General features: G+C 55.3%; 6 protein-coding genes. All 6 read right to left on the bottom strand.

Going from position 1 to position 4794, the window contains the following annotated elements; translation table 11 throughout:
• Positions 1-130: 130 nt before the first annotated feature.
• Positions 131-1498, bottom strand: coding sequence for a class II fructose-bisphosphate aldolase (locus tag VEI96_03305; GenBank protein ID HXX57009.1), 1368 nt, complete (start codon positions 1496-1498; stop codon positions 131-133).
• The gene (locus VEI96_03300) at positions 1495-1659 is read right to left on the bottom strand and encodes a hypothetical protein (GenBank protein HXX57008.1); all 165 of its coding nucleotides are present in this window, start codon (positions 1657-1659) and stop codon (positions 1495-1497) included. Before VEI96_03300 ends, VEI96_03305 begins: the two co-directional genes overlap by 4 nt.
• Positions 1656-2558: a hypothetical protein gene (locus VEI96_03295; GenBank protein HXX57007.1), complete on the bottom strand. Its 903-nt coding sequence runs from the start codon at positions 2556-2558 to the stop codon at positions 1656-1658. Before VEI96_03295 ends, VEI96_03300 begins: the two co-directional genes overlap by 4 nt.
• Positions 2559-2597: 39 nt before the next feature.
• Positions 2598-3809, bottom strand: coding sequence for a bifunctional 3,4-dihydroxy-2-butanone-4-phosphate synthase/GTP cyclohydrolase II (locus tag VEI96_03290; GenBank protein HXX57006.1), 1212 nt, complete (start codon positions 3807-3809; stop codon positions 2598-2600).
• An 86-nt stretch (positions 3810-3895) separates the two neighbouring features.
• On the bottom strand, positions 3896-4576 hold the full coding sequence (locus VEI96_03285) for a riboflavin synthase (GenBank protein HXX57005.1): 681 nt from the start codon (positions 4574-4576) through the stop codon (positions 3896-3898).
• A gap of 2 nt (positions 4577-4578) precedes the next feature.
• A partial coding sequence (locus VEI96_03280; GenBank protein HXX57004.1) for a hypothetical protein occupies positions 4579-4794 on the bottom strand: 216 nt, incomplete at its 5' end.

Raw genomic sequence — 4794 nt, 5'->3', positions numbered from 1 at the left:
CTGCGCTGATGACGCCGTTGATGCCGGGCGCGGGACCGCCGCCGACGATGAGCGCGAGGGTCTTCTTTTCAGGGGCTTCAGCGCCCATGCAGGTTCTCGGGGCCCGTCCCGTCCGTGCTCCCGGACATGATCAGGACAGTTCCTTCTTTATCTGCTCCGGAATTTCTTTGGTGATCGTTACGGGACTAACCGTCTTCCCTACGATCTCGGAGGTGTTTGCCACCTTCAGCTTGTCAAAGAGCAGCCCGAACCGGTCCTTGATCTCGCCCATGATGAGCGTCCTCACCTCCGCGGGCAGGTCCCACCACTTCTTCTTCGCCGGGCCGAAGCCCTTCTTCCTGGTGCTGTAGATGAACTGCTCCTCGGTCTGTCCTTCTTTCCACTCCTTCGCATACTCCTGCTTGATGAACGCGTAGACTTCGTCTTTGAATGCCGCCGGGAGATGGGCGCTGTCATAGATAATGTTCTGGAACCCTGTGGCGAGGTGCACCTCGGAGGTGCCTGTCTTCGGGAACATGTCAAAGGCCTCCTCGGGGAGGGTAGAGGCGCCGTGCTGGACCGCGCCCGAAAGCCCGTACTCCTTCCTCGCGATCTCCGAGAGCGTCTTGAGGGTGTCGAAGTCTATCTTCACCTTCGCGAGGGTGCCGTCGGGCAGGACAACACCGCCGTGACTCGTGCCTGTCTGGACACTGAGTTTGCTGAGGCCCTTGCCGCCCGTCCGGAATAGTTCCTTGAAGCCGTCGAGGTAAGCCCTGAGTTCTTCGGGTGAGCTGTTCTTCCCCCCTATCTCTCCGATCTCGCCGCCGACCGAGATATCGATGCCGGGGGGCTGGATCTCTCTGATGCCGCGTGCCAGTTCAGCGGTTTTTTCGAAGTTCGGCCTCTGCTGCTCTTTGATCGTCTGTTTTTCGAGGTCAACGAGGGTTGAAGAGTCTATATCGATATTATAGAACTCCGCCTCGATCGCCTCCTTTATCAGGCCTCTCACGTAATTCGTTTCAGCCCCCGGGTCCGAAAGGTAGTTCTTCCTCACAAGCTGGAAGTGGTCACCCTGAATAAAGACGGGCCCCTGATATCCTTCCTTCACGGCTGCGGCCAGAACGACAGCAGAGTATTCGAGGGGCCGCTGCTTTGTATATCCTATCTCGGAACGGGCTATCTCAAAGATGAAGGCGCCGACGCGTTTTTCCATCGCCTTTCTGAAGATGGCCCGGGAAACGTCGTAGGTTAATCCCCGCACGTTCATTGCGGGCACCGTGAAGCCGTGGTAATCCCTCCCCAATTCCTCATAGAGTCCCTGAATGGATGCAGGGACCGCCCCCGCTGCCTTAGCCGTCTCTTTTATGAAGATCAGGAGGTCCTTCTTCTCTTCCTCATTCTCCGAGAAGACCGCTTCGGAGACGAGATCGTCCATGGCATTCCTCACGGCATTCAGGTCTTTTATCCTGAGCTTGCCGTCGCTGAGAGAGAGCGCGTCCTGCAATTTCCTCGGGATCATTTCTCTGCTTCCTCCTTTTTCTTTTCCGTTTCGGATTTTTCCTTCAGGGACACATCCCGCACAAAATCAGCGCAGTGGATATTTTTCCCGGACAGGGAAAACTTCTTCTGACACGTACCTCTCCAGGCACATATCGCACATATTTCGATCTCGGTGCTCATAGGGACCTCCTGAAAAACCAGCGTAAGACCCGTTCTATATTACCGGCAATGCTTTCCTTCGCATTTATTATAAAGATTTTGTCCTCTATGTGGAAGAGTTCTTTTTCGATCCTCTCTCCCCGGAGTGCCGTAACCGCCCCCCTGCCTTTTCCGAAGAATCCGGTGATTTCGTGGGAGGGTCGTTTCCCCAGTTCTTCTTCAAAGATCGGAACGATCTTATCCTTCATCCGCAACTCCGTATCCATGAAGAAGAGGGTGATCTCCGGTTTCATATCGAAGGCCCTCGTGAGGAAGGCTGCTATCTCATTGGCATAAATCTGCTTAGGGGGTGAAGACTTGACCTCCCCGTAGAGGATTGAACCATCGATCTTGGCGATGAGGTCGTAATCGCCGCCGACAACCGGCCTCTTGCATTTCACTCCCCACACCGCCTCTGCGGCGAATTCTCGTTTGAAGATTTCCGCGATGAACCATTCAAGGGTCACCCCGAAACTCTTCACGGGACCCTTGCTTAACCGATAGGCGATATCAGCACCCTCGCCGGCGGCCCGCACTCTTTTCCCAATGAGTCCGATACTCTCGAGGTATTCCGTATAATCTTTCGTGACCCCTTGGGTGGCATAACGCGTAACATCCCGAAGGGTGAAGAGTTCCTGGTGTTTAATGACATCCCTGAGAAAGAGCCTGAAAGAATACTTATTGAGGATTCTGTAATAGTCATCGACGAATCTCTCTTCAGGCAGGAGGAGGTCATCCTGAGGTTCTTTCTTGTAGATGGTGAACCCCCTCCGCTTCAGGAGAACGGTAAGGGGAGGAGTGAGTTCTGAGAGGGATTTCCTGAGACGTTTAATCTCAGCGCGAAGGGAAAGGATTTCGTCCTGAGGCCGACCGTCTCCCATCAGCGAACGGTAATATGCCTCCTCACGCCGGAGCTGACCTCAAACGTTCTCGAGCATGTGGCCGAGCTTCTTCTTCTTCGTCTTCAAATAGATGATATTCTTCTCATGCGGCCTGCTCTCGATCGGGACCCTTTCTCCGACCTTGAGCCCGTATCCCTCGAGACCTACGATCTTCTTCGGATTGTTCGTCATGAGACGCATCTTCCTGACACCGAGGTCGACGAGTATCTGCGCCCCTATGCCGTAGTCCCTCAAATCGGGCTTAAATCCGAGCTGTATATTCGCCTCGACGGTGTCGAGGCCCTTGTCCTGAAGTTCGTAAGCGCGCAGCTTGTTGGCGAGTCCGATGCCCCTCCCCTCCTGCCTCATGTAGAGGATAACCCCTTTACCCTCCCGGTGAATTCGTTCCATCGCCTTATGCAGCTGTTCACCGCAGTCGCACCGCTTCGAACCGAAGACGTCGCCGGTGAGGCACTCGGAGTGAACCCGGACGAGGACGGCGTCATCCGGTTTTATCTCACCCTTCACGAGTGCTATATGGATATTATTGTCCATGTCGTTCTCGTAGGCGACTGCCCTGAACTCGCCATGCTCGGTCGGAAGGTTCACGTCTGAGATCCTCCTGATGTAGCGATCGGTGCGGATCCTGTGGTGGATGAGGTCTTTCACCGTCACGATCTTGAGGCGATGCCGCCCTGCAAACTCCATGAGTTCCGGAACCCTTGCCATGGTTCCGTCATCGCTCATGATCTCGCATATGACACCCGCCGGGTAGAGACCGGAAAGCCTCGCGAGGTCGACAGATCCCTCTGTCTGGCCCGCCCTCTGCAGCACCCCGCCGGGTTTCGCGCGGAGCGGGAAGACATGGCCAGGCCGTGCGAGGTCTTCGACCTTTGTCTTCGGGTCTATGGCGGTGAGTATCGTCGTCGCCCTGTCAGCTGCCGATATCCCTGTCGTTACCCCTTTTTTTGCCTCTATCGAAACGGTAAAGGCGGTGCCGAACTGGGAGGTATTCTTTCCGGTCATCATCGGCAGCTCAAGTTCCTCGACCCGCTGGGCGGTGAGAGAGAGACAGATTAGGCCCCTGCCGTGTTTTGCCATGAAATTGATCGAAGCAGGGGTCACTTTCTCTGCGGCCATGCATAGGTCCCCCTCGTTTTCCCTGTCCTCGTCATCAACGAGGATAATCATTTTACCCTTCGCAACGTCCTCTATCGCCTCATCAATCGTATTGAACTTATACTTCTGCATTTCTAACCTCCGCATACAGAATCAGCAAGGAGCTACCAGCAGTTCGCAGTAAGGGATCGAACATGTCTCAGACCGCCTCCTGCCGGTTACGGGCTGCCGCCTTTCCTGCTTTCGTCTAGATACCCCGCCTCAGCGAGGGATTTCATGAGCTGCCCGTCCCGGTCAGCCTTATTTGTCCTATCCCCAGCGAGAAACCGGGCTACATACTTCCCGATGATGTCAGCCTCGAGATTCAGGGAATCTCCCACATTCTTGAAGCCGAGAGTCGTCACCTTCACGGTATGGGGAATAATCACGACACTGAACCCATCGTCCGACACCTCTACGACGGTAAGGCTTATCCCGTCAACCGCCACAGACCCCTTTTCGACGAGGAACCCCGCAACACGCGATGGTGCGGCGACGACAATCCTGAGGGTGTCACCGACTGTGGACTTCGTGCGGATCGTCCCGACGGCATCTACATGACCGGAGACAAAGTGGCCGCCCAATTTTCCGTCGGGTCTGAGGGACGGTTCGAGGTTCACCCGCTCCGCGACCTTCAATTGGCCGAGGTTCGTCGCGGTGAGCGTCTCTCCTGACAGATCGAAGGATAGTGAGCTTTCCTCGATGCCGACAACGGTAAGACATGCCCCATTGATGGCGATGCTGTCGCCGATGACCGTATCCCTCGCCAGAACAGGGGCCTTTACCGTCAAGGTCGCGCCGGGCCGTTTCAGGCGGAGCGATAGAACTTCTCCCATCTCGGCGATAATACCGGTAAACACGGTCAGACCTCTTCGTTGATCTCGAAATGCAGGGTTCTGTGATAGAGCCCGAAGACATCAACATCCACGGACCAGGCGATCTGGACCCTGAGCGAACGTTCTTTCTTACTAACGATGATATCCTTCTCTTCGAGGGGAATCTTGAAGTCCTGCGCTACCTCATAGATTTTCGTTCGCATCTTCTCGGCGTCTCCGATTTCGATCTTCATGGTAGCCTT

The sequence above is a fragment of the Thermodesulfovibrionales bacterium genome (assembly GCA_035622735.1).
GTDB lineage: Bacteria > Nitrospirota > Thermodesulfovibrionia > Thermodesulfovibrionales > UBA9159 > DASPUT01.
This window is presented reverse-complemented; position numbering and strand designations above follow the sequence as displayed.